The sequence below is a fragment of the Pelosinus baikalensis genome (assembly GCF_020819555.1).
Classification (GTDB): domain Bacteria; phylum Bacillota; class Negativicutes; order DSM-13327; family DSM-13327; genus Pelosinus; species Pelosinus baikalensis.
In genome coordinates this window covers 58434-82005 of the sequence record NZ_JAJHJB010000016.1, presented here as the reverse complement: position 1 = coordinate 82005, position 23572 = coordinate 58434, and the positions used below count along the sequence as shown (strand labels likewise).

Annotated in this window: 21 protein-coding genes and 1 tRNA gene; 12 read left to right on the top strand and 10 right to left on the bottom strand. The window is 38.6% G+C overall.

The features are described 5' to 3' along the window. Positions 1–396: 396 nt before the first annotated feature. Positions 397–930 carry a helix-turn-helix transcriptional regulator gene (locus tag LMF89_RS12805; RefSeq protein ID WP_229535425.1) on the bottom strand — a complete coding sequence of 178 codons (534 nt, stop codon included), beginning with the start codon at positions 928–930 and terminating at the stop codon, positions 397–399. A gap of 235 nt (positions 931–1165) precedes the next feature. Between LMF89_RS12805 and LMF89_RS12800 the strand changes: the two genes are divergently transcribed. From LMF89_RS12800 to LMF89_RS12775, 6 genes are all read left to right on the top strand, one after another. Next, the gene (locus LMF89_RS12800) at positions 1166–2110 is read left to right on the top strand and encodes a helical backbone metal receptor (RefSeq protein ID WP_229535424.1); all 945 of its coding nucleotides are present in this window, start codon (positions 1166–1168) and stop codon (positions 2108–2110) included. Between the two features lie 721 nt (positions 2111–2831). Continuing rightward, entirely contained in the window at positions 2832–4082 is a 1251-nt protein-coding gene (locus LMF89_RS12795) for a TolC family protein (RefSeq protein ID WP_229535423.1), read from the top strand. Between the two features lie 91 nt (positions 4083–4173). Further along, positions 4174–4821 (top strand): MotA/TolQ/ExbB proton channel family protein, encoded by a 648-nt coding sequence (locus tag LMF89_RS12790; RefSeq protein ID WP_369412595.1) that lies wholly within the window; start codon positions 4174–4176, stop codon positions 4819–4821. Continuing rightward, positions 4808–5215 carry an ExbD/TolR family protein gene (locus LMF89_RS12785; RefSeq protein ID WP_229535421.1) on the top strand — a complete coding sequence of 136 codons (408 nt, stop codon included), beginning with the start codon at positions 4808–4810 and terminating at the stop codon, positions 5213–5215. Before LMF89_RS12790 ends, LMF89_RS12785 begins: the two co-directional genes overlap by 14 nt. A 7-nt stretch (positions 5216–5222) precedes the next feature. After that, on the top strand, positions 5223–5924 hold the full coding sequence (locus tag LMF89_RS12780; protein ID WP_229535420.1) for an energy transducer TonB: 702 nt from the start codon (positions 5223–5225) through the stop codon (positions 5922–5924). A 255-nt stretch (positions 5925–6179) separates the two neighbouring features. After that, positions 6180–6398, top strand: a complete 219-nt coding sequence (locus LMF89_RS12775; protein ID WP_229535419.1) for a hypothetical protein — start codon at positions 6180–6182, stop codon at positions 6396–6398. Between the two features lie 201 nt (positions 6399–6599). On the opposite strand, the gene LMF89_RS12770 is transcribed toward LMF89_RS12775, so the two are convergent. Both LMF89_RS12770 and LMF89_RS12765 read right to left on the bottom strand, forming a co-directional pair. Then, positions 6600–7454, bottom strand: a complete 855-nt coding sequence (locus LMF89_RS12770) for a Cof-type HAD-IIB family hydrolase (RefSeq protein ID WP_229535418.1) — start codon at positions 7452–7454, stop codon at positions 6600–6602. 150 nt (positions 7455–7604) lie between these two features. Further along, positions 7605–8027, bottom strand: a complete 423-nt coding sequence (locus tag LMF89_RS12765; protein ID WP_229535417.1) for a VOC family protein — start codon at positions 8025–8027, stop codon at positions 7605–7607. A gap of 199 nt (positions 8028–8226) precedes the next feature. On the opposite strand from LMF89_RS12765, the gene LMF89_RS12760 reads away from it, so the two are divergent. Together LMF89_RS12760 and LMF89_RS12755 are read left to right on the top strand one after the other, a co-directional pair. Next, positions 8227–8961: an MIP/aquaporin family protein gene (locus tag LMF89_RS12760; protein ID WP_229535416.1), complete on the top strand. Its 735-nt coding sequence runs from the start codon at positions 8227–8229 to the stop codon at positions 8959–8961. A gap of 10 nt (positions 8962–8971) precedes the next feature. Continuing rightward, positions 8972–9610 carry a DUF421 domain-containing protein gene (locus tag LMF89_RS12755; protein WP_229535415.1) on the top strand — a complete coding sequence of 213 codons (639 nt, stop codon included), beginning with the start codon at positions 8972–8974 and terminating at the stop codon, positions 9608–9610. A gap of 34 nt (positions 9611–9644) precedes the next feature. Here the strand turns inward: LMF89_RS12755 and LMF89_RS12750 are convergent, their stop codons facing one another. Together LMF89_RS12750 and LMF89_RS12745 are read right to left on the bottom strand one after the other, a co-directional pair. Next, on the bottom strand, positions 9645–9854 hold the full coding sequence (locus LMF89_RS12750) for a capping complex subunit for YIEGIA (protein ID WP_229535414.1): 210 nt from the start codon (positions 9852–9854) through the stop codon (positions 9645–9647). A gap of 2 nt (positions 9855–9856) precedes the next feature. Further along, positions 9857–10780: a YIEGIA domain-containing protein gene (locus LMF89_RS12745; RefSeq protein WP_229535413.1), complete on the bottom strand. Its 924-nt coding sequence runs from the start codon at positions 10778–10780 to the stop codon at positions 9857–9859. 192 nt (positions 10781–10972) lie between these two features. On the opposite strand from LMF89_RS12745, the gene LMF89_RS12740 reads away from it, so the two are divergent. Beyond that, positions 10973–11049: transfer RNA gene (locus LMF89_RS12740), tRNA-Arg, on the top strand. 298 nt (positions 11050–11347) lie between these two features. On the opposite strand, the gene LMF89_RS12735 is transcribed toward LMF89_RS12740, so the two are convergent. Continuing rightward, positions 11348–12649 (bottom strand): M18 family aminopeptidase, encoded by a 1302-nt coding sequence (locus LMF89_RS12735; protein ID WP_229535412.1) that lies wholly within the window; start codon positions 12647–12649, stop codon positions 11348–11350. A 388-nt stretch (positions 12650–13037) separates the two neighbouring features. Between LMF89_RS12735 and LMF89_RS12730 the strand changes: the two genes are divergently transcribed. The 3 genes from LMF89_RS12730 (at position 13038) to LMF89_RS12720 (ending at position 16616) form a co-directional block, all read left to right on the top strand. Then, complete coding sequence (locus tag LMF89_RS12730) at positions 13038–13628, top strand: nitroreductase family protein (protein WP_229535411.1); 591 nt, start codon at positions 13038–13040, stop codon at positions 13626–13628. A gap of 209 nt (positions 13629–13837) precedes the next feature. Further along, positions 13838–15163, top strand: coding sequence for an aminotransferase class V-fold PLP-dependent enzyme (locus tag LMF89_RS12725; RefSeq protein WP_229535410.1), 1326 nt, complete (start codon positions 13838–13840; stop codon positions 15161–15163). Positions 15164–15326: 163 nt separating this feature from the next. Next, positions 15327–16616, top strand: a complete 1290-nt coding sequence (locus LMF89_RS12720) for an aspartate aminotransferase type Ic (RefSeq protein WP_229535409.1) — start codon at positions 15327–15329, stop codon at positions 16614–16616. A gap of 359 nt (positions 16617–16975) precedes the next feature. Here LMF89_RS12720 and LMF89_RS12715 read toward each other — a convergent pair whose 3' ends face one another. The 4 genes from LMF89_RS12715 to LMF89_RS12700 all read right to left on the bottom strand — a co-directional run bounded on the left by LMF89_RS12715 (position 16976) and on the right by LMF89_RS12700 (position 23220). Continuing rightward, complete coding sequence (locus tag LMF89_RS12715) at positions 16976–17980, bottom strand: asparaginase (protein ID WP_229535408.1); 1005 nt, start codon at positions 17978–17980, stop codon at positions 16976–16978. 128 nt (positions 17981–18108) lie between these two features. Next, a complete protein-coding gene (gene nhaC / locus LMF89_RS12710; RefSeq protein WP_229535407.1) occupies positions 18109–19521 on the bottom strand; it encodes a Na+/H+ antiporter NhaC in 1413 nt (470 codons plus the stop codon). A gap of 317 nt (positions 19522–19838) precedes the next feature. Further along, on the bottom strand, positions 19839–21197 hold the full coding sequence (locus LMF89_RS12705; protein ID WP_229535406.1) for a sigma-54-dependent transcriptional regulator: 1359 nt from the start codon (positions 21195–21197) through the stop codon (positions 19839–19841). Further along, positions 21184–23220: a transporter substrate-binding domain-containing protein gene (locus LMF89_RS12700; protein ID WP_229535405.1), complete on the bottom strand. Its 2037-nt coding sequence runs from the start codon at positions 23218–23220 to the stop codon at positions 21184–21186. Before LMF89_RS12700 ends, LMF89_RS12705 begins: the two co-directional genes overlap by 14 nt. Positions 23221–23572: the final 352 nt, after the last annotated feature.

The window sequence follows — 23572 nt, the reverse complement described above, 5'->3', positions numbered from 1 at the left end:
ATCTCCTTGCTATAATTAGCCACAAGTTAGTCAAAGCCGGCTTAGCAAACTAACTTAACTATTAAAAAATTCATCGCCATAATTAACAATTATTATCAATGTGTTTTTACAATTTAATTATCTACCCTATCATAAAGGGAGTCAAGAAGCATGAACAAAAGAAGATCCTCTCACCAAAAAAAGCTGCTCTATACTCTGATCAGCGCCAGCCTATTTTGGCACTCCCCACCAATTGTCCACGCCGCACCTTCCGGCTGACCGCTACTCGCCGTTGGTAACTATTACGACAAGTACATCCTAACTGAGAAAGACATCACAGTTGCTCTGGCAGCCATGATGCCTTTTTTGCTTTCACTGAATTCGCTCTCCGTCCAACCTGCTAAAATCAAGGTCGCATTACAAAGAGAGTGACTTACGAAACTGCTGCGGCGTGAAACCGTGGATTTTTTTAAATGCTGCTGTAAACCGACTAGGGCATCCATACCCTAGAAAAGTGCTGATATTTTGTACGCTCATGTCGTCATGGGATAACAGCCGCAATGCATAGTTCATTTTCTCTTGCCGTACATAGCCGTCGATGGTCACGCCATAATAAGACTTAAACAACTGACGCAGTTTGGTTGTCCCCATTTCGGCAATAGCAGCCAATTGCTTAACTGATGGCGACATCAGAATATCCTTATCAATTTCAGTCTTGACCTGCCAGAGAAATTTTTTGTTTTGATAGGTCACATACTTAGAACGTTCTGCTTGAAAGAACTTTTCCGAATACCCTTCAAGCTGGACACTACTCAAGATAGTGGACAGAATCTCCATAATCTTAACTTCAAAATACATCCGGGGCTTGTCAGTATTTCTGATACCATATTTAAGCTGTTCAAACAGCATAACCAATTCAGGGGTATTGTAGTAATGGCTTGGCCAGCTCAAAGCATCAGCCAGCGTAAGAGGCTCTTATTTTATAAAAAATATATAGTTAGACAGCCACCCTGGTCCTTCACTCCTGCACGAGTTATTCTTGACAAAATTATATCCCTTTTCTATAATGATAATAATAATCATTATAGAAAATATAAGCAAAGAGAGCCTAGAGCTCCGTGATGAAATTGTATTTCGCACGGAGTTTTTTATTTATATATTAATTTGCTGTTAATGGAGGAATATCATGAATATACGTCATAACATGATAAATAACACTGATTCAAATGAATGCCGTTGTTCAAAATGCAATAGACTATTATTCAAAGGTCAGGTAAAGTATATCGAAATCCAGTGTCCGAAATGCAGTTTAATACAAACCATTAAAAAGGGCAGATCGTTGCGGCTTATTGCTCTTAACGCTTCTAATGTTGATTTATATTATGCTGTTGGCGGAGAATTAGTCGGTCGCCCCAGTACTATGGCTTTGTCATCGGATCTGATGGAAAAAATTAAAGATGTGCCATCTGTAGGGGAGACACCAACTCCCAACATTGATCAGATTATCGCTTTAAAACCCGACTTAGTTTTGACTACTGATATTCATTTGCGTCAGCCAATCCTTGCCTCATTAGAAAAAGCGGGTATTTTAGTATACCTTCAAAGATTGAATAATTACCAGCAGATTAGCCAAACCCTGCGCTTTTATGGTGAATTGACAGATCATTCGCGGCAAGCTTATCAGGTGATTCATCGTTTGGACAGCAAATTGCAGCAGGTCCAAGCGAAAAGCAAAAATAAACCCTCACCAAAAGTCCTCGTTGTCTGGGGGTCTGCCGAAAGTTTTCATATGGCACTGCCAAACAGTTTTATCGGCGATCTTCTCTGCCGCCTCAATGCAATAAATGTTGTCCAAAGCGTAGGCGATGGCAATGCCATGGGATATGCTCCCCTCAGTCTCGATATTGCGATCCAGACCAATCCAGACCTGATCTTGCTAATTACCCATAGCTACGACACTAAGGTCAGTGACCAAATTCGCAATGAATTGGCACTTCACCCTAGCTGGAGAAAGTTAAAAGCCGTACAGGAAAATCGGGTCTACCAGCTGCCATATTGCCTGTTTGCTGTTAATCCCGGCAGCCGGGTAGATGAAGCCATTGACTATTTGTCCAATTTATTTTATCACTAAAATAACAGGCAAGGCTTCATTAAATGAACCAACTGCAACCTAGCCTGATAAACAAACCTCGAAACTAGTATTAGAAACTTAAATTTGCAAAATGCTTCTATATAAAAGAGCAGCAATCGGTTATACCTTTTGGATCACGGAGTGAAAAACAAATCGGCATACTAAAGTTCACTAGCATATGGATACTATTTCAAGTTGTATACTAACCCAAATTGATTTTAAAATGCTCCTTTTTAACAAAATAATTACTACTTAAACATCTTTAAATATGAGATTGTTTCTCATGTTATGGCAATTGCAACTATTTTTTTGACCTCTTATAATTAGGCACTATAGTGATTGACATATATTAAAACTTCTTGCTATAATGGTTCTCAACACAAGTTAAATATCACTATAGGAAATGTGTCCTTAACTCGTGCTTACGATTTGCCATCTAGATGTATCGAGAATGATTATTTATATCAAATATCATTCCTGTTACATCTAACAATTTTTTAAAAAACGAAAAGGAGTTGAATTAGAAGATTGTGTCGGCGGATACACCGCTGATAAGTGCAGATACGCTCCACTATGATTGTACTTTGAAAAGAACACCAGTCATTTCGTCCGATGTGGAATAGCCTTTTAAATTCACTCACTATTTGGCATGTTTGATCCCCTGCTAGCTATGCCATACCTCAAGTACTTGGCATACTAAAATGTAAGGAGACAGCAATGTATGAACTTTCGTCGGACTTTTTTATGTGCCGGCATCACTCTTCTTTGCTGGAGCGCACCAAACTGGGGCTATACCGCCCCTCTTGCCCTCACCCTTCCTGAGAGCATACACTTGGCGCTAACCCGCAGTCATGCAGTAAAAATAGCGGAGCTAGATGCGGCCAAAGCCTCCTTGGAAATTAAGAAAAATAAGTCTACTTATTGGCCTACCGTCAGTATGACTCATGAGCAGACTCAAATTGAAAAATCACCTAAACCAGAATACGGCAACTACTTGACAGCCAAACTTCCTTTGTCTGATGGAGGCAGAACCAAAAGCTTGGTGATGCAGTCACAAGAGTTTTATGAAGGAGTTACTGATAATCTGGAACATACCAAGCAACAGGTAACTGCCAATACGATGCTGGCTTATTATAATGCATTGCAAGCTAAGAGCCGTGAAGATCTTGCGAGCTTGGCTGTAGAAAACCTGACCCAGCATTTGGCACAAGTCAAACTTCAGGATGCGACAAAAAACGACTTTAAAAGGAATGTACAGCGAACTGAAGCTAAACTGGCGCAAGCCCGGCAAAATTACATTCGTATACATAATGAGCGCCAGTTGGTCACTAGCCAGCTAACAAGCCTTCTGCAGCTTCAGCCAGATCAGGAATTGACTTTGTCGGAAATACCGGGACAGTCTGCCCCTGAAACATTGGATCTTGCCATCCAGACTGCACTACATCAGCGCAATGATTTAAAGCAAGCCCGCAAAGAGCAGACCGTAGCCCAATGGGGTATAAAAGTCGCTGCCAGCAACAAGCGTCCTAATGTTTACTTACTCTTTGTCGCCAGTGACCTGTGGCTGCCAGAGCAGTATTGGTACACCACTGTTAGTGTATCCACTAATTTGTTTGATGCTGGTCGAGCTAATATACAAGTTCGCCAGGCTAGTTTAGAAGAAGCTAAATCACAAGAATATCTGGAACAGAAAATTGAGAAAATCACTCAAGAAACCAGAGAAGCCTTCTATTACTTTCAACAAGCTGACACTGTAATGAAGGAAACTGCTCAATTCCTTGGTAAAGCCACAGAGGATTATGAAACCGCTATTGCGGAGTTCCAATCCGGTAAAACCAACAATGAGGATCTTCTAAATTCCTATAGTACACTGGCCGAAGCTAAAGCCAATAATGTGAATGCCCTTTATGATTACCACAAATGCCGGGTAGATCTACTGCGAGCTACTGGTATGCTACCTATTTCATGGTAAGCAGTCTGACGCTGCTACTTTGCTTTTGCACTACATTTTTTACTGCTAAGAAAATACTCACAAAAATTATTTATAAGGAGCTAATATAATTATGGAATTTTTAAATCATTCAATAGAATTGTTTCACAAGGGCGGTCCTGTCATGTATCTTTTAGCGATCTGCTCGCTATTCGTGGTGGCAATTGCCGTCGAGCGCGTTTTGTACTACAAAAATACATTTGCTAATCCACAGACCTTTCATCAGGCACTACAACCTTTATTGGAAAAGCAGCGTTTGAATGATGCCATTCAATTATGTGAGCAAAAGCCACATACACTCTCAAAAGTAACCCTAGCCGGGCTTTTGGCTTCTCAACGAAATGGTCAAATAGAAAATGCTTTGGAAAGTAGTGCCACGTTGGCAGCTGATCGTCTGCGAGAACGCCTAGATGATCTGAGCACGATAGTTACTCTAGCCCCACTGCTTGGACTATTAGGAACTGTTATCGGCATGATCAATTCCTTTAGCGTGTTCAACGTACAATCTGGACAGCCCATGGCCATTACAGGCGGTGTCGGGGAGGCACTTGTTGCCACTGCAACAGGTCTTAGTGTTGCTACTTTGGCTCTTGTTTCCCACAGCTACTTTTCTCGAAGAGTCAACCGTATGATCAGTGATATTGAGCAAACAGCCGCATTAGTCATCAGCTATATGCCATTAAAAAAAGCAGCACGGAGAGAAACACATGAGATTGCGTAGTTTACGAGTAGATAATCAACCACAATTGATGATTATCCCTATGATTGATATTATCTTCTTTTTATTAGTGTTTTTTATGATGAGCACTCTTTATATGGTAGAGCAGCACACCATTCCAGTGAATCTGCCCCAGGCAGCTTCTGTTCAGCAGGATAAACCCAGCAGTATAAACATTACAGTCCTGGATAATGGCAGTGTAATGTTTAATCAGGAAGAAATACCGCTAAACTTGCTGGCTAAACGAGTCAGTCTAGAACTTGGAAAACAGCCGGATAATGTTTTTGTCTTAAGAGGCGATAAACAAGTACCATACGGTCAAGTAATCGCTGTTCTGGATGAACTAAAGTTAGCCGGAGCTCACCGAGTATCGGTAGCGGCAGAGAAAGTGAGGTAAATCAGCTATGTCCTATGCATTTCATTGGCGTAAAGCCATGGCTGTATCTTTTTTTCTTCATATTCTCCTCTTAGTGACGGCAGGCTATATCGCTTCTGGATTTACAGCTGCCTTGCCAATACAAGAAGAGGTCATTCTGGAAATGGATTTAATAAGTGACCCGGCAGATCGAGCTGGAAATAGCCCATCTCTACCGGAGTCACATCATTCCCAGGATATACCAAAACAAATTCCAACGGAAACAACGCAAATAGAACAAATCCAAACAAGTACTCCAGTTGTCAAGGCGGAGCCTGTTGTTACAGCCAGCAATTTAACCATGACAGAGGCTGAAGCACCAAGTTCCTCCTCCGCATCATCATCTAGTGAAGCTAGCAGTTCTAGTAGCTCTACAGCGTCTGCTGCGGTAAGCGGCGGTAGTTCACGCAGCGGTATTGCCGCACCAGGTATCTTATCAAAAGTAGATCCCTCCTACCCATCAGATGCCAGACAGGCTGGTTTGGAAGGTACTGCGGTGCTACGAGTACAGATTTTAGCAAATGGTCGTCCCGGTGAAATTTCTGTAAGCCGCTCTACTGGTCATTCATCCTTGGATGATGCAGCCGTAGCTGCAGTAGCAAAATGGAGATTCGTACCGGCCAAGGATCGGGATAGCGGCAAAACAGTAGCATGTTATACATCATTGCCAGTATCCTTTCGCTTGAAGTAAAAAAGCATCATAGAAATCATAGGATTTTAGTTCGATACATGAAAGCACAGAGCACACTAAGGGTTATCAACTCCCTTTAGTGTGCTCTGTGCTTTTTATGTATATTTTCTTCTTTCTCTACCTTTTTTATATCTTATATCATACTATACTGTAACTAAAGCTTTAACATTTTCTTGTTATAATTTTCAAAATATTCAGCTTAATGCTAGACTACGCTTATTCAGAGTGATATAATAAAACCAAGGAGATGATAATATGTTTGATAACTATCCATCAGCTTATTTATTACTATTATCCTCAACAATCTTCTTAGGAATTTATCTTATTGCACCAATTGTTGGATCATGGCATATGTTTTGTTCCATCGCAGTGGATGTCCTTAAATTTTCAGGTACTATTGTCTGTATATTTTTCTTACTTTGTGCAGTAATCGAAGCTGCTCATAATCTGTTCTTAAAGAATCGTCATCATTAAATGGGTGCTGTAGTATGGTTGTTTATCTTATAAAGCCTCGCTAATTCTTTATTAGAATTTTTGCAAGGCTTTTATTTTATGATTAGAGCAATATACGATCTATTGCTGATAAATTATAAAATAAAACTTAAAAAGGAACCACAAAGACGCAAAGGACACAAAGGACTTTATTTTTGCGTCTTTGTGGTTATAAGATAATCCTTAGCCCAGGAGCTTGTGTATCATATAGGCTACACCCTTATTGTCATTTGAAAGAGATACATACTTACAGATTTTTTTGACGTCGTCTTCCGCATTTTCAACTGCTACACTAAAACCAACTCTTTGCAGCATAGAAATGTCATTATAGTTATCACCAAATGCCATTACATGATCTAACGAAATATCTAAATGTGCTATCAAAGTCTCTAATGCATTACCTTTAGATGCAGAGGGATGAATCATTTCAAAAATATCCTTGCCCGCTATGGTCATTGACATACCTGTGTAATTACTAAAATACTCCCTCCCATGACGCAACTTGTCATCATCTAAAGTGATCGCTGAAATATTACCAAAAACAAAATCTTGCTCTAGTACTTCATTAAAATTATTGACAAACACTGCACTATCTAAGGTTAGAAAAACATCGATTCCTTCCCTAAGCTTCTCAGGTGTCATCTTCCTGACATGGTTAATTGCATTTTCATAATCACGGGTTAAGATAGTATGCGCATTAGCTGGCATGTATACGAAATGATCCGTACATAATGTATAGAAATACTTACGATAGCTAAGCCAATCAAGAGCTTCTCTTACGTGATCTTTATCCAAACCAATCGCTTTTATCTGATTTCCATTTTTATTATACACAAATGCACCATTATTTGATATTACGTGAGGTTTAAGGCCCGCCCGTTGGCATAGCGCCAAGACATTTCCATAATTTCTACCTGTTGCAATCGCAATTTCCATTCCTTTGCTTTGAGCCGCCTTAAGCGCCGCAACATTTTCCTCAATGACCTCATGATTCGAATCCAGAAAAGTGCCATCTAAATCAGATACGATTAGTTTCATAATTTATCACCTACACTAGAAATGAGTTAGAAGCGCATGTGCGCTTCATAATAATAGACTCTTTGCATCATTATATCCTAATGTATCACAATCCTCAATTGCAATAAGGTAAACTGTATTAGTACAGTTTTATAACGAGCAGAACAGTTACTACAAGAGTAAAGCATCTTTTTCATCAAAGCCGATCATGGGATTCCAAGCTACTTCCCATAAATGACCATCAGGATCGGAGAAGTAACCGCTATAGCCACCCCAGAAAACATTCTGGGCTTTTTTTATGATCTTTGCACCTGCTTTTTCAGCTTTAGATAAAACCCAATCAACCTCTTCCACACTCTTAGCATTGTGTGCTAACGTAATCCCTGAAAATCCTGTACCTTCTGCACTTACCGTTACATCTTCTGCAAGTAAATTCCGAGGATACAAGGCTAAGCCCACACCACCTAAATCAAAGAAAACAATATTATTCTGACTCGCATTGGAAGGTTTCCAGCCTAAGCCATCTCGATAAAACTGAAGAGATACAGCTAAATCCCTCACACCTAAGGTAATTAAGTTTAATTTTTGTCGCACAAAAACACCTCCGCCAACATTGTTTTAGAATTTTATTATCCTACACTTTAAACTACTTGTCTACCAGCGCTCCAACAATAAGTATGATCTTTCTGCCAAAGATAAATACTTACTCTGTATAGCAAATAAAGTAATGCGTATATTAATACTGTATCTGCAGATTACTAAAAAAACTATCATATCATCTCAAGGAGGAAATATGACAAATTTATTTGGCGAGTTTTTTGGTACTTTAGTGCTAATTTCTTTTGGTTGTGGCGTGAATGCAAATCTTACCTTAGAGAAGTCTTACGCCAAAGGAGCTGGCTGGATTTGTACTACTGCAGGGTGGGCTTTCGGCGTTATGATTGGTGCTTTTGCTGCTATTTCCCTGGGTGCCCCTCAGGCTGATTTGAATCCCGCTGTTACTCTTTTCAAAACCTTTGCAGGTACATACACCTTTGCACAGGCTATTCCTACCATGTTTGTTCAAATACTTGGCGGCATTGCAGGTGGCACTATCACTTGGTTAATGTATCTTCCTCACTGGGGAGTCACGGATAGCAAAGAAGGTAAGCTAAGCGTATTCTCCACGGGCCCTGCAATCAATAGCCCTATGGCAAACCTGCTTTGTGAACTATTAGCAACTGCTTTCTTATTAATCGCATTTTTTACCATTGCTAGTAAAGCCGTCCAAGGCAATCCAGGCTTCGGTACTGGTCTTAATATCTATATCATTGCGATGGTAATATGGGGAATCGGTCTGAGTATGGGCGGAACCACGGGTTATGCGATCAATCCTGCCCGTGATTTAGGTCCTCGTATTGCTCATGCGATCTTGCCTATCGCTGGTAAAGGCAGCTCAAACTGGGGATATGCTTGGATTCCTATCGTTGGACCCATGCTTGGTGCCTGCTTAGCCTTTCTATTTTGCAGAGCTGCAAATTTAGTTTAGGTGATGTAAATTGGGTACTCTTGATTTCTCCCTTGTTTGGAAAACCTTGCTCACAATACTTTACGGCACACTTATTTTACGCATTGCAGGACGCAAATCCCTAGCCCAAATGACCGTAGCCCAAACGGTAGTCATGTTAGCAGTGGGTACCGTTCTAATTGAACCCCTTGTAGGAGCTGAACTAATCGATACCTTTGTGCTAGTTGCAGTTGCCGTGTTTACTCTGATCGCAATTGAGTACTCTGAAATCAGATTTCCATTCTTAAAGAAAATTTTTACTGGACATCCTGTAGTGCTCATTGAAAATGGAGAGATGAAACGAGAAAGGCTCAAACAAGTTCGAATGACAATTCAACAACTAGAAATGGAACTTCGTCAAGCAAGTATTTCTAAAGTATCTGATGTAAAATGGGGAACCATTGAACCCAATGGACGATTTGGATTTATACTCAAGGATGAATTACAACCTGTTGACCGCTGGGAATTTGAACGCTTGCTGGATCGGTTGGCAAACATCGAAAGATCTATAACAAATCATTCCAATGGAGCTCTCGATGCCCCTCCTCCAGCACCTATTGGAAATGAAATAAAAGATTCCCACTCGGAAGAAGATGTTTTTAAAAAGCTAGTCTGCGAAGTTAAAAAATAGTGCAGCATAAGTCTATTTTATGCTGTACTATTTTTTAACTTTTAAGAATCAAATAGATCCCATTACTCAATTGTGTTACATCCCCTTTAACCGTCTTTGCTATCTCAAGTGTTAGCTTTTGCTGCTCTTCTTCATCCTTAGCTTCAAGGACGAATGCTTCACCTGCACTTAGTATTTTATGATTTGAGAGAGTAACTGCAGCAATGATTGTTGCTGTCTGCCTTTGTGTACTTTCATTCCCCATGTTTACTCCTCCACCGCTTTTGATCGTAATACGGCATGACTCTTTTTAACGGATTCTAATAAAGGTGTATTCTTAACAACGTCAATCAGTTTCTCAAGATCTCTAACGATAGGCACAAATAATATGATAATTTTTCCTGTTTCATAGTCTTTTCGTGTGAAGTTATATCGCTTAGCCCCAAGTGTCCGAGTCGCTTCAAAAAGAATTGCCTTTCGCTGCCCAAAATTATGAAGTGCAATAGCAGAATGTTTCTGGTTGGGTTCAATGATAACCGCTACCCCTTCCTTCGCAATCATCTTCTGAGCGTTCTGAGTTCCTGCAAGATTAGTTACGAAAGTACCTTCTACAGAAACTTCGCAGCCTTCTACTTTTATTTCGGCAAGACGAACGGCTGCAACATCCCCGACACTTTTCCCCTTGGAAAATCTACTAATCACCTGATAAACAATACATCCGACAAGAATCCCTACCACCACCTGATACATTATACCGATGTGTAATGCAGCAACGATCTCCATAGAAGCAGCCGTGGTTAGGGAAACAACCAATGCAAAATAATTTCTTGCTTCGAAAGTCTTGGCGATTCCATCTATGTACGCATTCCCACGAGGAGTGTATTCGGTCTCCTCCAAATCTTTTAAGCTCTCTCTTTCCGTCTTTCTAACATCACGAAAATTTTGAACAGCCAATGCAAGAAAAGTGACAGCCGTGTAATTGTTTGACTTGATAGCTGGAATAGCAACAGCTCCAATGGATGCGGCTACAAATGCCAGCACTACGTGAATGAGAACTCCATTGGGGTAGGAAGGATATTGTTTATAATCGACTTTTAGTACAAGCAACCTTGCTATCGTTCCCATTGCGATTGCTATAATGATTAACCACAAATTTTCAGTAGATATAATCATCGGCCCGCGTCCATCCATTATATCGCCTCACTTTCATATTTCATCTGATATTTCATCGGAAAACCGTACTTTAATCAGTCTATCTTTAAGAAATCAGATGCACAGTAATTATTATTTCTTTGTTCCAATAAAAAAATCCTCAATTTAATATTACTAATAAAATTTGACATTTCAGCTATCATTCGATACAATGGATCATGTGACTTAAATGGCTCCGTAGCTCAGCTGGATAGAGCACTTGACTTCGAATCAATAGGTCGGGGGTTCGAATCCCTCCGGGGTCACCATGAAAATCAAGCCTTCGCAGGTTTTGCGGAGGCTTTTCTTATGTCAACTTATGCAGTTGCTTTGAAACATAGCTGCCTATTATTCTCCCGGACACAATCGTACCCGTTTTCTTTTTACCCATTTACAGCCCTGCCGATTAATCCCAAATAAAATAACAAAGGATGCCTATCCTTCTCATGTAGTAAGTGATAGGCATCTTTTCTATTTATATGCTCCGTGTCCCTTATTTGATCACGAAGAATATAAGTCAAGATATTCTGATTATCAGAACACATCAGCGTCCTTCTTATTGCTTCCTTACAACTTATAAAATTCTTCAAAAGATGCTGTTACATAGGTATGATCTAAGACCCCTCCCAATTCCCTGACAGAATGCATAGCAAGTATAGGAGTTCCCATATCTACAGAGCGTATAGCTAAATGAGTCGATGAAATAGGACCGATGGTAGAGCCGCCTGCTAAGTCAGAGCGATTAACAAATTTTTGTACAGGTACACCTGCTTTTTTACATATTTCTTCGTAAACTGCATCAGAATTACTATCGGTAGTGTAGCTTTGCTTGGCACTAATTTTAATCACGGGTCCTTTATTTAAAATAGGTCTATTTACAGGATCATGCTTTTCCCCCATATTGGGATGTACAGCATGGGCAAGGTCTGCAGAAATCATAAAAGATTTTGCCAGTGATCGAAAAAACTCTTCTCGTCCTTTGCCCTGGGAAATAAGAATCCGCTCTAAGACAGTAGAAAGAAATGGTGAATCTCCTCCCTGCTTGGTTCTACTGCCGATTTCTTCATTATCAAAGGCGACCAGTACATTTGTTGCTTGTGCTGCCGGGGCTCTTAAGAGCGCCTCCAGACCTGCATGAACCATCGCTAAATCATCTAATCTTCCTGAAGATATAAACTCATTAGTAAGACCAATAATACTGCCCTTTTCGTATTCATAAAGGTATAAATCAAAGTCGATAATACTTGATACATCTACCTTTAACTCTTTTGCAATCTCATTGAGCAGATAATTTCCCGCTTCTAACCTTTCATTTACATGAGCCAACAGTGGCAGTGTGTCTCTTTGGGGATTTAGTTCTATACCTTTATTAATTTCTCTGTTCATATGTATTGCAAGGTTCGGAATAATAAGGATCGGTCTTTTTATATTTACAAGCTTAGTTGCTGGATATAAGATATTTTCACTTCTTACCGTAATTCTTCCTGCTACCCCTAATGGTCGATCCAGCCAGGTGTTTAGTATAGGGCCGCCATACAATTCCGTATTGAGTCTGATATAGCTTCCTTCACTAGTCATCTCTGGTGCAGGCTTAATTCTAAAAGTTGGTGAATCGGTGTGCGCTCCTATAATTTTAAAGCCCGACTCCTCCAGATTTCCAATTCCTAAAACAAAAGCAGCTATTGCAGAATCATTCTTGGTTACAAAATATTTACCACCTTTTTTAAGATTCCACGTTTCATCTTCCCGAACTTCTATAAAACCGCAATGATGCAGGCGCTTTTTTACTGTATCCACAGCATGAAAAGCCGTTGGACTTTCATAAATAAAGTCAATAAGCTCCTGGGCAAACTCTAGTTCTTCTATCATTTTCATAAACCTCCCAATCCATTTATAGAACTAATTTACAGATAACAATTCGATACCTATTACCTGTATTTATCATCAAAAGATAAAAATCCTGCAAATTGCTTTTTAGTCTTGACAGCAATCTTATTATTTAGGGTTTGCGAAAAACCCATTCCCTATTATAATGTTAATCAATGGTATATGATTGCTTACCCTATTCATTGAAAGCGATCATACTAGTGTATGCCTCTCGGAAAGTCTCATTTAGACAGGCAATGGATGAGCATAACTATAAGTGTAGGTTAAGTAAAACGGCGGAGCGTTAGTTATGCTCATCTATTGCCTGCTTACGACTAGAGATACTTGTTTTTTCGAGAGATTACTACTCTATTTTTAGGAGGAATGCTGAATGAATGAGATCATTAACAACATCTTGACCAGAAGAAGCATCAGAGTCTTTAAGGAGGAACAAATCCCCGAATCTGATTTAAACGTAATTTTAGAGGCGGCAACCTTTGCTCCTACGGGTATGAATGCACAATCTTGGCATTTTACTGCAATACATAGTAAAGAAAAATTAGCACAATTCAATTCCCTTGTGCAAAAAGTACTGGTAAAGCATCCTGGTGAAGATCCCAGTATGCCTTATATCGATTTCTTAAAGAAAGTAGCTGAGGCACCGAACTTTAATTTTTTCTATCATGCTCCTACCCTTGTTATCGCTTCTAACTCTATAAGCTCTGCTTCTGCCGCCCCTCAATCTGATTGTACAGCAGCTTTGCAAAATATATTTTTAGCAGCCCACTCTTTGGGTATTGGTTCTTGCTGGATACATTTATTAGTACTAATTTCTGATTTACCCGAAATTAGAGACCATTTAACTGAATTAGGAGTTCCTCCTGAACACAGAATCTATGGCTCTGCTGCCTTAGGTTTCCCGGGAAGAAGTACTCCTAAGCCTGCGCCAAGGAAAGCCGGTACAATTACAATTGTAAAATAACTTACACTTTCTGATTTTTCGCAAAAAAATTCCTAGAAGAACAAAGTTCTACTAGGAATACTTTTTTATGTGAAAAATGATCAAGCCACGATTAATTTATCTTCTTTTTATCTACTCTCTTGTGTAAAATCTCTTGAATTATGCATAGAATAACATATAGTGTAAATACTTTATGAAGAGTATCCAATATCAAGATTGGAGGACACAATATGATACTACACTCAAATCTTAGAAATTTAGTAGTCGGAGTAGAAGAAAAAGTGCCCTTAATCAACGGCAGCAGCGTTACTTACATTAATTTTGATAATGCAGCAACCACTCCCCCCCTGCATGCAGTCATGGACGAAATATTTAATTTTGCCCCCTGGTATTCATCCATTCACCGCGGTACAGGTTACAAATCCCTGCTTTCATCTGATATCTATGAAGAAGGAAGAGACGTGATCAAAAACTTCGTGAATGCAGATCATCAGAGAGATGTTGTTATTTATACAAAAAATACCACTGAGTCTATTAATTTGCTGTCTTTTATTTTAGCAGAAAAGGATGATAAACAGGTCATCCTCGCTTCCGATATGGAGCATTTAGCGAATGATTTACCGTGGAGAGATAAATTTACTATTGATTATGTAACTATCGATAAAAACGGCATGTTTTCTTTAGAAGATTTAGAAATGAAATTAAAAAATTATAGAGGAAGAGTAAAAACAGTCGCCGTTGCTGGAGCCTCCAATGTAACTGGCTATAAAAATCCAATTCATAAAATCGCCAGATTAGCTCATCAGCATGGCGCAAAAATTCTTGTAGATGGAGCACAATTGGCACCTCATGCCCCTATTGACATGAAAGACTATGATTCTCCAGAACACATCGATTATCTAGTATTCTCTGCCCATAAAATGTATGCACCCTTTGGCATTGGAGTTCTCATTGGTCCACAGGAAACCTTCGAAAGACAAGAGCCTTTTTGTAAAGGCGGCGGTGCAGTAGAATTAGTTTCACATCAATTTATCGAATGGTCTCTTTCCCCTCATAAAGAGGAAGCAGGCACTCCTAATGTTATGGGTGTAGTAGCATTAACAGCGGCAATTAGGACCTTAATGTCGATTGGCATGAATGTCATAGATCAATACGAACAAGAGCTGATCCACTATACCATTCACAAATTAACATCCATTCCTGATCTAAGATTATATTGCTGTGCTGAAAAGAATGAAGATCGACTAGGCATCATTTCTTTTGATCTTCCAGGTGTCCATCATGAATTGTTAGCAAAGATGCTCTCCTATGAAGGGGGTATCGCTGTAAGAAGCGGCCTATTCTGTGCTCATCCCTATGTTGAAAAGCTTTTAGGTCTAACCCCCAACAAGTTAACCTATTATCAACAGCAACCTGAAGTTCCTTTTCCTGGATTAGTACGGCTAAGTCTAGGATTCTATAATAATAGCAATGAAATTGATCTCTTCATTGATTTATTAAGTGAAATTGCCCAAAATAAACAGGCATACAAAGAAAAATATCAATCTGAATGTTAGACTGCTTACTTAAATTAGTAAGTTTTTTTTTGCTTTTAGTATCAGAAATTATCATTGCCTTTCATAACGTATTCAGAATACATACTATCGTTTTTGTGAAAACCTATTGCCTTTGGCTTACTAATTCCAATATAATGAAAGAATGTGAAGGAGAGATGTAAAAATGAGTAAATTGAAAGACATGAGTAACACAACATTACAAGGCTATTATGCTGAATTATCTAAGAGCTATCAAGATTTTCAGGCTCAAAACCTTAAATTAGATATGTCCCGGGGAAAGCCCTGCACTGAGCAATTAGATCTTTCTGCTGATCTTTTAGATTGCCTTACCAAATCCGATTATAAAGCTTCGAATGGAATTGACTGCCGAAACTATGGCGGAATCGACGGTATTCCCGAAGCAAAGAAACTTTTCTCTTGGATTTTAGATGCAAAACCCGAGGAAATTATCATTGGGGGTAATTCCAGCTTAAACATGATGCATGATTTAATTTCTCGCGCCATGCTGCATGGCTTGCCAGAAAGTGATGTCCCTTGGAGTAAGCTGCCAAAAGTAAAATTCCTCTGTCCCAGTCCTGGTTATGATCGGCATTTTGCCATTTGCCAGCACTTAGGAATTGAAATGATCAGAGTTAACTATCAAGATGATGGGCCGGATATGAACCAAGTTGAAAACTTAGTGGCCTCCGATCCAGCAATTAAAGGCATCTGGTGTGTACCAAAGTATAGTAATCCCACTGGTATTATCTATTCTGATATCGTTGTAAAGCGTTTGGCAGCAATGCCTACAAAAGCACCTGATTTTCGTATTTTTTGGGATAATGCTTATGCAGTACATCATCTCACAGATACCCCTGGCACATTACTTAACATTCTGCAAACCTGCAATACCGCAGGTCATCCTGACCGTGTTTTTGAATTTGCCTCAACATCTAAAGTTAGTTTCCCTGGCGCTGGAATTGCTATGCTGGTCAGTAGTGTTAACAACATTAATTGGCTTAAAAAACAGCTTAATATACAAACCATCGGGCCAGACAAATTAAATCAGCTGCGTCATGTCCGCTTCTTCAAAAATGAAGCTGGCATAAAGGAACATATGGTGCGACATGCAGCCATTATTAATCCTAAATTTAATTTAGTCCTGGATATCTTAGAATCAGAGCTGGGCGGCGAAAATATTGCTTCATGGAGCAAACCGCAAGGCGGCTACTTTATTAGTCTCGACACTCTCCCAGGATGTGCAAAAGAAATAGTAGCAAAAGCTGAAGCTGCCGGCGTCCTACTCACTCCTGCTGGTGCTACCTACCCTTATGGCAAAGATCCCGAAGACAAAAATATTCGTCTTTCTCCTACCTTCCCTCCATTGTCAGAATTAAAACAAGCTATGGAATTGGTTGCACTTTGTGTGAAGCTAGTTAGTGCAGAGCATGAATTGGCTGCTAGAGGGCTGTAAATCTCTTTCATTTTAATATGCGTAAATAGTTAAAGGGGCTGTCGCACTAAAATGGTGTGGCAGGCCTCTTTTTGTAAAAAAACAATTCCCGGACTTCGAAAAGTCCGGGAAAAGGTGTAAAATTTATTTGATGATGAATTGCGTAAGTTGCGTAAAGAAAATTCTGAGTTAAAGGAAGTATACTTTTTGTAATTTTGCAATTATGATCCGGACATTATTCTTTTCTTACATGCAGATTATGAATCGGCTATTGCTAAAGTACAATTGAAGCACGGGGGACAAAGCTCATTTTAGAATTATCATGAATGTGCAAAAAACAGGAGTCGCTGGTTTGCTGAAGATGCAAGACTGGAACAGACTTATACACTAATATCGCCAAGCACTGGTGTCTCAAAATAGTATTTAATATCATCGATATTTTTGAACTTACCTAAAGCACACATTAATTTAACTATGCTGGCTTCTATATTCATGTCTCCTGCACAAATAACCGCATTTTTAGCGATTTCTTGTCCTACCTCGTATATGCCTAAATCAATTCCCTCTTCCAGACATTGAGTGGTAATGACGACCACTACTCCGGCAGCAATGAGTTCTTTCACTTTCGTAAGAATATCATTATTCTCTTGACAAGGTATTCCACCGATTCCGAAACTTTCAATAATTACCCCTTTATAATGCTCCTTCAAAAAGTCAAGAATATCCGGTTTTATTCCAGGAAACAGCTTAACTACCATCACATCCGTACATATGGAAGTCTGCAAATTGAATGGCTTGCTTGCATCAACCTTTAATATATTGCAAACGTCTTTGCTAAAAGTAATCTTTCCCAGTTTTATTTCGGCAACGTTGGCGCAGTTTATACTTTCAAAGGCATTCATATTACGAGTCCTGATTTTTTTTGCTCTGGTTCCATTGATAATTTTTCCGTCAAAAGCAACAAAAATACCCGGTATACCTTCAATTGCAAATCGTATAGCATCCGATATATTCTTCTTTGCATCCGTATATAATTCCCCTATTGCAATTTGTGAACCTGTTACAACAACGGTCTTCTTAATATTTTGCAGCATATATGACAATGCCGCTGAAGTATATCCCATTGTATCTGTACCATGAGTTACAACAAACCCATCGTAATCATGATAATTTGCATAAATTGTTTCAGCGATTTTTATCATCAAATGCGGATTCATATTTGTACTATCTATGTTCATAATCAGCATGCCACTGATATCACACATATCCTTTATTTCGGGAACTAAAGCCAATAATCCCTCCGCATCAAACGAAGGAGACAAACCGTGGCCGCTTTCCGAACAGGCAATTGTCCCTCCAGTCGCAATCAACAATATTTTTTTCATACATAACTACTCCTTTTACTAACAATTCTGCATTAAGCCCTTTAGTTTTGTGTGTTCTACTTGCGAGCAAGTCAATACATCGAAGGGAATTCAAGCCATTCCAGAATTTATCTTACTCAGGCATACACTTAAGAGGATACCTTTTGTGCCAGAACTTGCTCTTCATTCTTTTTCCACATGAACAGGCCAGTATAACCACAGAAAATAGTAACTGCGATACAAGCAAAGGTGAGCCACATATATGGCAAATATTGAAGCGTTCCCACACCTAAAATACCGGCCATGAAAATACCATTATCACTCCATGGCACCATACTTGATGTCAAAGTACCGCCAAATTCGGAATTTCTGGAAAGAACCCTTCTGTCATAACCTAATTCATCGTATTTTCCCACCATAATTTTAGGTGTTAAAATTAATGAAACATACATAGCACTACCAAATAAATTACCAAGGAAAGCAACAATAATTGTCATAACTGACAATGAACCGCCTGATTTTATCCCTTTTTCCACTTTTTGGGCAATAACTTTTAATATTCCAATTTTTTCCAAGAGGCCGCCAAAACCCAGACCAAAAAGAATGATGCCCACTGACCACAACATAGAACTCATTCCACCACGACTCAAAATATTATCTATGAATACCAAACCAGAATGTTTAGGAATTTGGGCCCAAGCGGTCGTTATTGCTTCAACCGGCGATAAGCCTTGGAAGACTATACCCCAAATAATACCTAAGACCGCACCAAAGGTAATCACGGGAATTGACGGCATTCTCATTACCAGCAACGCAAGGACCACCACCATGGGAATTAAGCTGAGCAGGCTAACATGATACATACTGTTAATAGCATCCATAACCGCATTCACTTTACTTAAATCTACTGTGTTATTTCCAACAACAGTAAATCCGGTAATTGTAAATGCAATAGCTGTAATAATATAGCTTATTAGAGAGACCGGCAACATACCTTTAACGTGATCAATTACATCTAATTCCGTCATAGAAGCGGTTATTATACAACTATCCGATAAAGGCGAGAGCTTGTCTCCGAAGTATGCACCGGATAATACCGCACCTGCTGTTATTGGTGCCGGTACGCCAAGCCCCGCGCCAATTCCCATCATAGCAATTCCTGCGGTACCAGCTGTGCCCCATGAAGTACCTGTTGAAAGTGAAGTAATACTGCAAATAAGCAAAGTGGCTAATAAGAAGATAGATGGATGAATCAATTTCAATCCGTAATAAATCAGGCTGGGAACAACACCACCCGAAATCCATGTTCCGACAAGAGCACCGACTGCTAAAAGAATAATCACTGCATTCATACCATTATGAATACCATCAGTAATTGCTTCTTCCATGCTTTTGTAACTATGACCTACCAATTTGCCAATAAGCAGAGCTAAAAACCATCCTGAAAATAATGCCAAATGGATTTCGATCTTGAATGCTTGGCAAGCAAATGCTAAAGCAAGAAAACCACCTAATACGAAAAATGCTTGTCCCAATGATGGTAATTTAATGTTATCCGACATAATTCCAAATCCTCTCTTTTATTAGTTTATATCCCAAAAACCTGCTACGATCTTCATTCCATCTCCTTCCAGGTTCATATAGATACAAAATATATAAAAGCAAATTCCATGCCAAAGTCAAATCGCAAGCATTTTGTGCCAATTTTACGGCTATTTAGACAAAAAAAGATATATCATTTTAAAAAAGATATATCTTAGGGAAATAAATTTCCACGCTAATAGGAAATTTATTTCCTGTTAGCGCCTGCGGATAATTGGACCGGGTTGACAAAATATCTATAATATAATGCCAACCCGGTCCAATTTTCTGTATCTTATTATTTTAGATTATATTCTGTAATTTTATTGAACAACTGTCTTCTCGTTATATCTAATTTTCTTGCCGTTGCCGACATATTATAATCACTCAGTTCAAGGACTTCTGCAATATACTTGGCTTCAAATTCCTTTCTCACATCTTTGAGAGATTTAACTTCGACAATTTCATTGTTACATTGTTCGCCCTTTTTATACTCCGGCAAATCAACTTCTTTTATGATACCATTGCTTGATAAAGCCACTAATCGCTCGATGATATTTTTTAACTCTCTTATATTTCCCGGATAATCATAATAGAAAAGAAAATTCATGACTCCCTTTTCTATTTGATTCACTTTCTTTTTAAGTTCAGCTTCTGATCTTTTAAAGAAGAAGTCTATTAAATCCGTCAGGTCCTCTTTTCTATCCCTAAGAGGTGGAATTTCTATTGTAATGGTGCTCATTCGATAAAACAAGTCTTCTCTAAATTCACCCTCCAGAATCGACTTGTGCAGGTTCTTATTTGTTGCACAAATAAGCCTAAAGTCCACATCAATTGATTTATTACTTCCAATTCTTTCAATTGCTTTTAATTCTATTATCCTTAACAGCTTGACCTGCGTACTAAGAGATATTTCCCCTATTTCATCTAAAAAAAGTGTACCGCCGTGTGCTGCTTCAAATCTTCCTTTTCTTTGCTCTACCGCACCGGTAAAAGCACCTTTTTCATGGCCAAATAGCTCTGATTCAAGTACATTATTGGCTAACGCATGACAGTTGATAGCAATAAAAGATCGTCCTCTCCGGTCACTGCAATGGTGAATATAGTGGGCAAAAACTTCTTTCCCCACGCCAGACTCTCCCAATATCAAAATATTTATATTACTTTGCGCTGCTTTTTCCGCTATATCCAGTACTTTTTTAAATCTCGAATTCTTGGTTTTTAGCATGAAGTTATGATCTATTTGCTGGCTTCGCACCAGTTCATTATTATTTTCCAAACCTGCTAGCTTTTTGATTTTACCTATCTCTATGAGAAGCTCCTCAGGATCGTGACTCTTTATAAAATATGTAAACGCTCCTTTTTTCATCGCTTCTACTGCATTTTGAACTGTGCCGTATCCTGTTACAATAATTACTTCCGTTTCAGGGTGCTTTTCTATTATCTGCTCCAAAAGTTCGATCCCACTCATTCCCGGCATAATTAAGTCAGACAATACCAAATTAAAATTTTTCTGTTTTAATTTTTCCAAAGCATCTTTACCGCTGCAGGCCGTCTCTGTAATATATCCTTTACTCTCCAGTATCATCTGAAGAACTTCTCTATATTCTTTTTCATCATCTACTACCAGTATCTTCAAATTGTTATTGCTCTTCATTAGTTATATCTTCCCCCTTTAATGGCAGCGTAATATAAAAATCAGTACCTTTCCCCAGTTTACTTGAAACTTTAATATCTCCGACAAATTTTTGCACTTCATTATATACAATATATAACCCCAAACCGGTCCCTTGTCCCAGCCGCTTCGTAGTAAAAAAGGGGTTAAAAATATTATCCAGATCCTTTTCATTAATCCCAATTCCAGTATCTGAACATGAAATAAACAGCGTATCCTGTTTTTTCTCACAGCGAATTGTTAGTACTCCGCCATCAGGCATCGCATCAATGGCATTGGCAATCAGATTAATAAAAATATGCTTTATTGACTCTTGATTTACATAACATATGATATCCGTGTCACATATAATCTCTTCTTGAATATTTCTTTTGACCATTACTTTATGTTCCAGTTTTATAATACTACTAATACAATCTCTAATGTTGATATTTTCTCTGCTATTACCTGAAATTCTAGAAAAATTAAGTAAATTTTCTATGACATTACTCGCTTTTTCAACAGAAGCTTCGATAACACTAACGGCTTCTTTAGATACATTGTGATTTATGTTCATATCATTTTTCAGAAGATAGCAATAATTTCGTATTAAGCCCAGCGGATTCCTAATCTCGTGAGCTACCCCTGCTGCCAACTGACCTATGGCCGCCATTTTATTGGAATGCAAAAGCTGCTGTTCAACGACCCTGGAACTTGTAATATCTTTAATCATAATAAGTATCCTATGTGTATTTTTTAAATTATCCTTAAGCGGAAAAGTACTCATTTCATAGATTCTATTTCGATATTTAAACTCATATTGCAAGTTTTTCTCTTCAAGCAGCGTCCTGTTGATTATACAGCTATCACAGTCAGCAGTACATAAGCTTCCAGGAAATTCCCGGCATTTTTTATTAATTATGTCATTTTTGTCATGTTTCATTATGTCACAAAAAGATTTATTGACTTCAACTATGCGGTAGTCCTTATTCACGATAATCATCCAATGGATTAACCCATTGAAAGTAGTTTCCAAATCATTTCTACTCATATATAACTCTTCAGTTCTTTTTTGTACTTCTTTTTTTAATTGATAATTCCATGTATAGAACAGGAAAAAGCTCATAAGTATTACAATACTAAATATTCCAACACTTAAACCTAGTTTTTCCAATATCTTTTGTTTTATAAAAGGTGCCGATATACCAAACCATTTTTGCTGTATCTTTGCCATCGTATTTTTCCGGTTCAGATTATAAATCCCTTTATTGATTATATTAAGAAGAATTTTTTCCGATTTGGGAACTGCTAAAACACATTCCTTTTCGTAAATGGGATTCTCAAGGATTTTAAATTCATTTTCCAAATTCAATTTATCAATCAGCCAGCTGATTACCGGTTCGTCCCCTACTACCGCGCTTACTTTTCCTTCTTTTAAACGCATAATCGCCCCATAGTAATCCGGTGCATATACATAATCAATACTATCAACCTTTGAATTTAGAAATTCACAAACATAATCTCCTTCCTGAGCCGCGACCGCCTTATTCCGTAAATCATTATAGTGACTAATTTCCTGATTATCCCTAGGAACCAAAATAATAGATTTTTCATTATATATAGGCTCGGAAAAAAGATAATACTTTGCCCTTTCTTCGGAAGGATACATATCACAAATGTCTGTTTCCCCTTTTGCCAGACTATCTAGGGCTTGATTCCAAACCAACGGCTTAACCTTTATTTCTTTTTCCAATTCGATAGATAAAGCTCTGATATAATCTATAACAATACCTTGATATTGCTTACTTTCTTCATCCATATATCTTAATGGCGGCGCATTGTTGTCAGCTCCATAGATAATATCCCCATGTTGATCCAGCCACTCCCGTTCCTCCCTGGTAAGCTCATTGGATTTCCCGAAAGACTCAAGCGAATTAACATTATATTCAAATTCCCAAAAACTATTAATAACTCCCAATACAAGCAGAATTATTAATATAATAGTATAAACTAATTTCTTATGCATAAAATAAGATTTCCCTCCTAACACATTCCTTTTTTAAAATTTACCGTATAAACAAAAAACTCCTGCCTGAAAGGGACAGGATCCTTGTCTCAAGATATACTAAACTTTTCGGTCAAGGGGGAAATAACGCCCAGCAGTGTCGAAGTTAATGTTAAGGCGTTAAGGACGATAAATACAATGAAAAAGATGTTACTTCTAGCGAAATGGTTCTAGCAGCACAAATCGGCTATTGCTAAAGGGGGCAGGGAGGGGTTCCTTAATGCCAAGACAAGCTAGTAGCTTGGTTTTTGCAAGGGAAAAGCTGTCGTTAGCGATATAATTATAATCGCTAATGCGACAGCCCCTTTCACCT

Coding starts and splice junctions, on each gene's coding strand:
- LMF89_RS12705 (WP_229535406.1), bottom strand. CDS start 21,197: ATGAAGAGCAATAACAATTTGAAGATACTGGTAGTAGATGATGAAAAA.
- LMF89_RS12775 (WP_229535419.1), top strand. CDS start 6,180: ATGTTTGATAACTATCCATCAGCTTATTTATTACTATTATCCTCAACA.
- LMF89_RS12715 (WP_229535408.1), bottom strand. CDS start 17,980: ATGAAAAAAATATTGTTGATTGCGACTGGAGGGACAATTGCCTGTTCG.
- LMF89_RS12785 (WP_229535421.1), top strand. CDS start 4,808: ATGAGATTGCGTAGTTTACGAGTAGATAATCAACCACAATTGATGATT.
- LMF89_RS12750 (WP_229535414.1), bottom strand. CDS start 9,854: ATGGGGAATGAAAGTACACAAAGGCAGACAGCAACAATCATTGCTGCA.
- LMF89_RS12795 (WP_229535423.1), top strand. CDS start 2,832: ATGAACTTTCGTCGGACTTTTTTATGTGCCGGCATCACTCTTCTTTGC.
- LMF89_RS12745 (WP_229535413.1), bottom strand. CDS start 10,780: ATGGATGGACGCGGGCCGATGATTATATCTACTGAAAATTTGTGGTTA.
- LMF89_RS12700 (WP_229535405.1), bottom strand. CDS start 23,220: ATGCATAAGAAATTAGTTTATACTATTATATTAATAATTCTGCTTGTA.
- LMF89_RS12725 (WP_229535410.1), top strand. CDS start 13,838: ATGATACTACACTCAAATCTTAGAAATTTAGTAGTCGGAGTAGAAGAA.
- LMF89_RS12720 (WP_229535409.1), top strand. CDS start 15,327: ATGAGTAAATTGAAAGACATGAGTAACACAACATTACAAGGCTATTAT.
- LMF89_RS12780 (WP_229535420.1), top strand. CDS start 5,223: ATGTCCTATGCATTTCATTGGCGTAAAGCCATGGCTGTATCTTTTTTT.
- LMF89_RS12800 (WP_229535424.1), top strand. CDS start 1,166: ATGAATATACGTCATAACATGATAAATAACACTGATTCAAATGAATGC.
- LMF89_RS12735 (WP_229535412.1), bottom strand. CDS start 12,649: ATGATAGAAGAACTAGAGTTTGCCCAGGAGCTTATTGACTTTATTTAT.
- LMF89_RS12760 (WP_229535416.1), top strand. CDS start 8,227: ATGACAAATTTATTTGGCGAGTTTTTTGGTACTTTAGTGCTAATTTCT.
- LMF89_RS12790 (WP_369412595.1), top strand. CDS start 4,174: ATGGAATTTTTAAATCATTCAATAGAATTGTTTCACAAGGGCGGTCCT.
- nhaC (WP_229535407.1), bottom strand. CDS start 19,521: ATGTCGGATAACATTAAATTACCATCATTGGGACAAGCATTTTTCGTA.
- LMF89_RS12770 (WP_229535418.1), bottom strand. CDS start 7,454: ATGAAACTAATCGTATCTGATTTAGATGGCACTTTTCTGGATTCGAAT.
- LMF89_RS12730 (WP_229535411.1), top strand. CDS start 13,038: ATGAATGAGATCATTAACAACATCTTGACCAGAAGAAGCATCAGAGTC.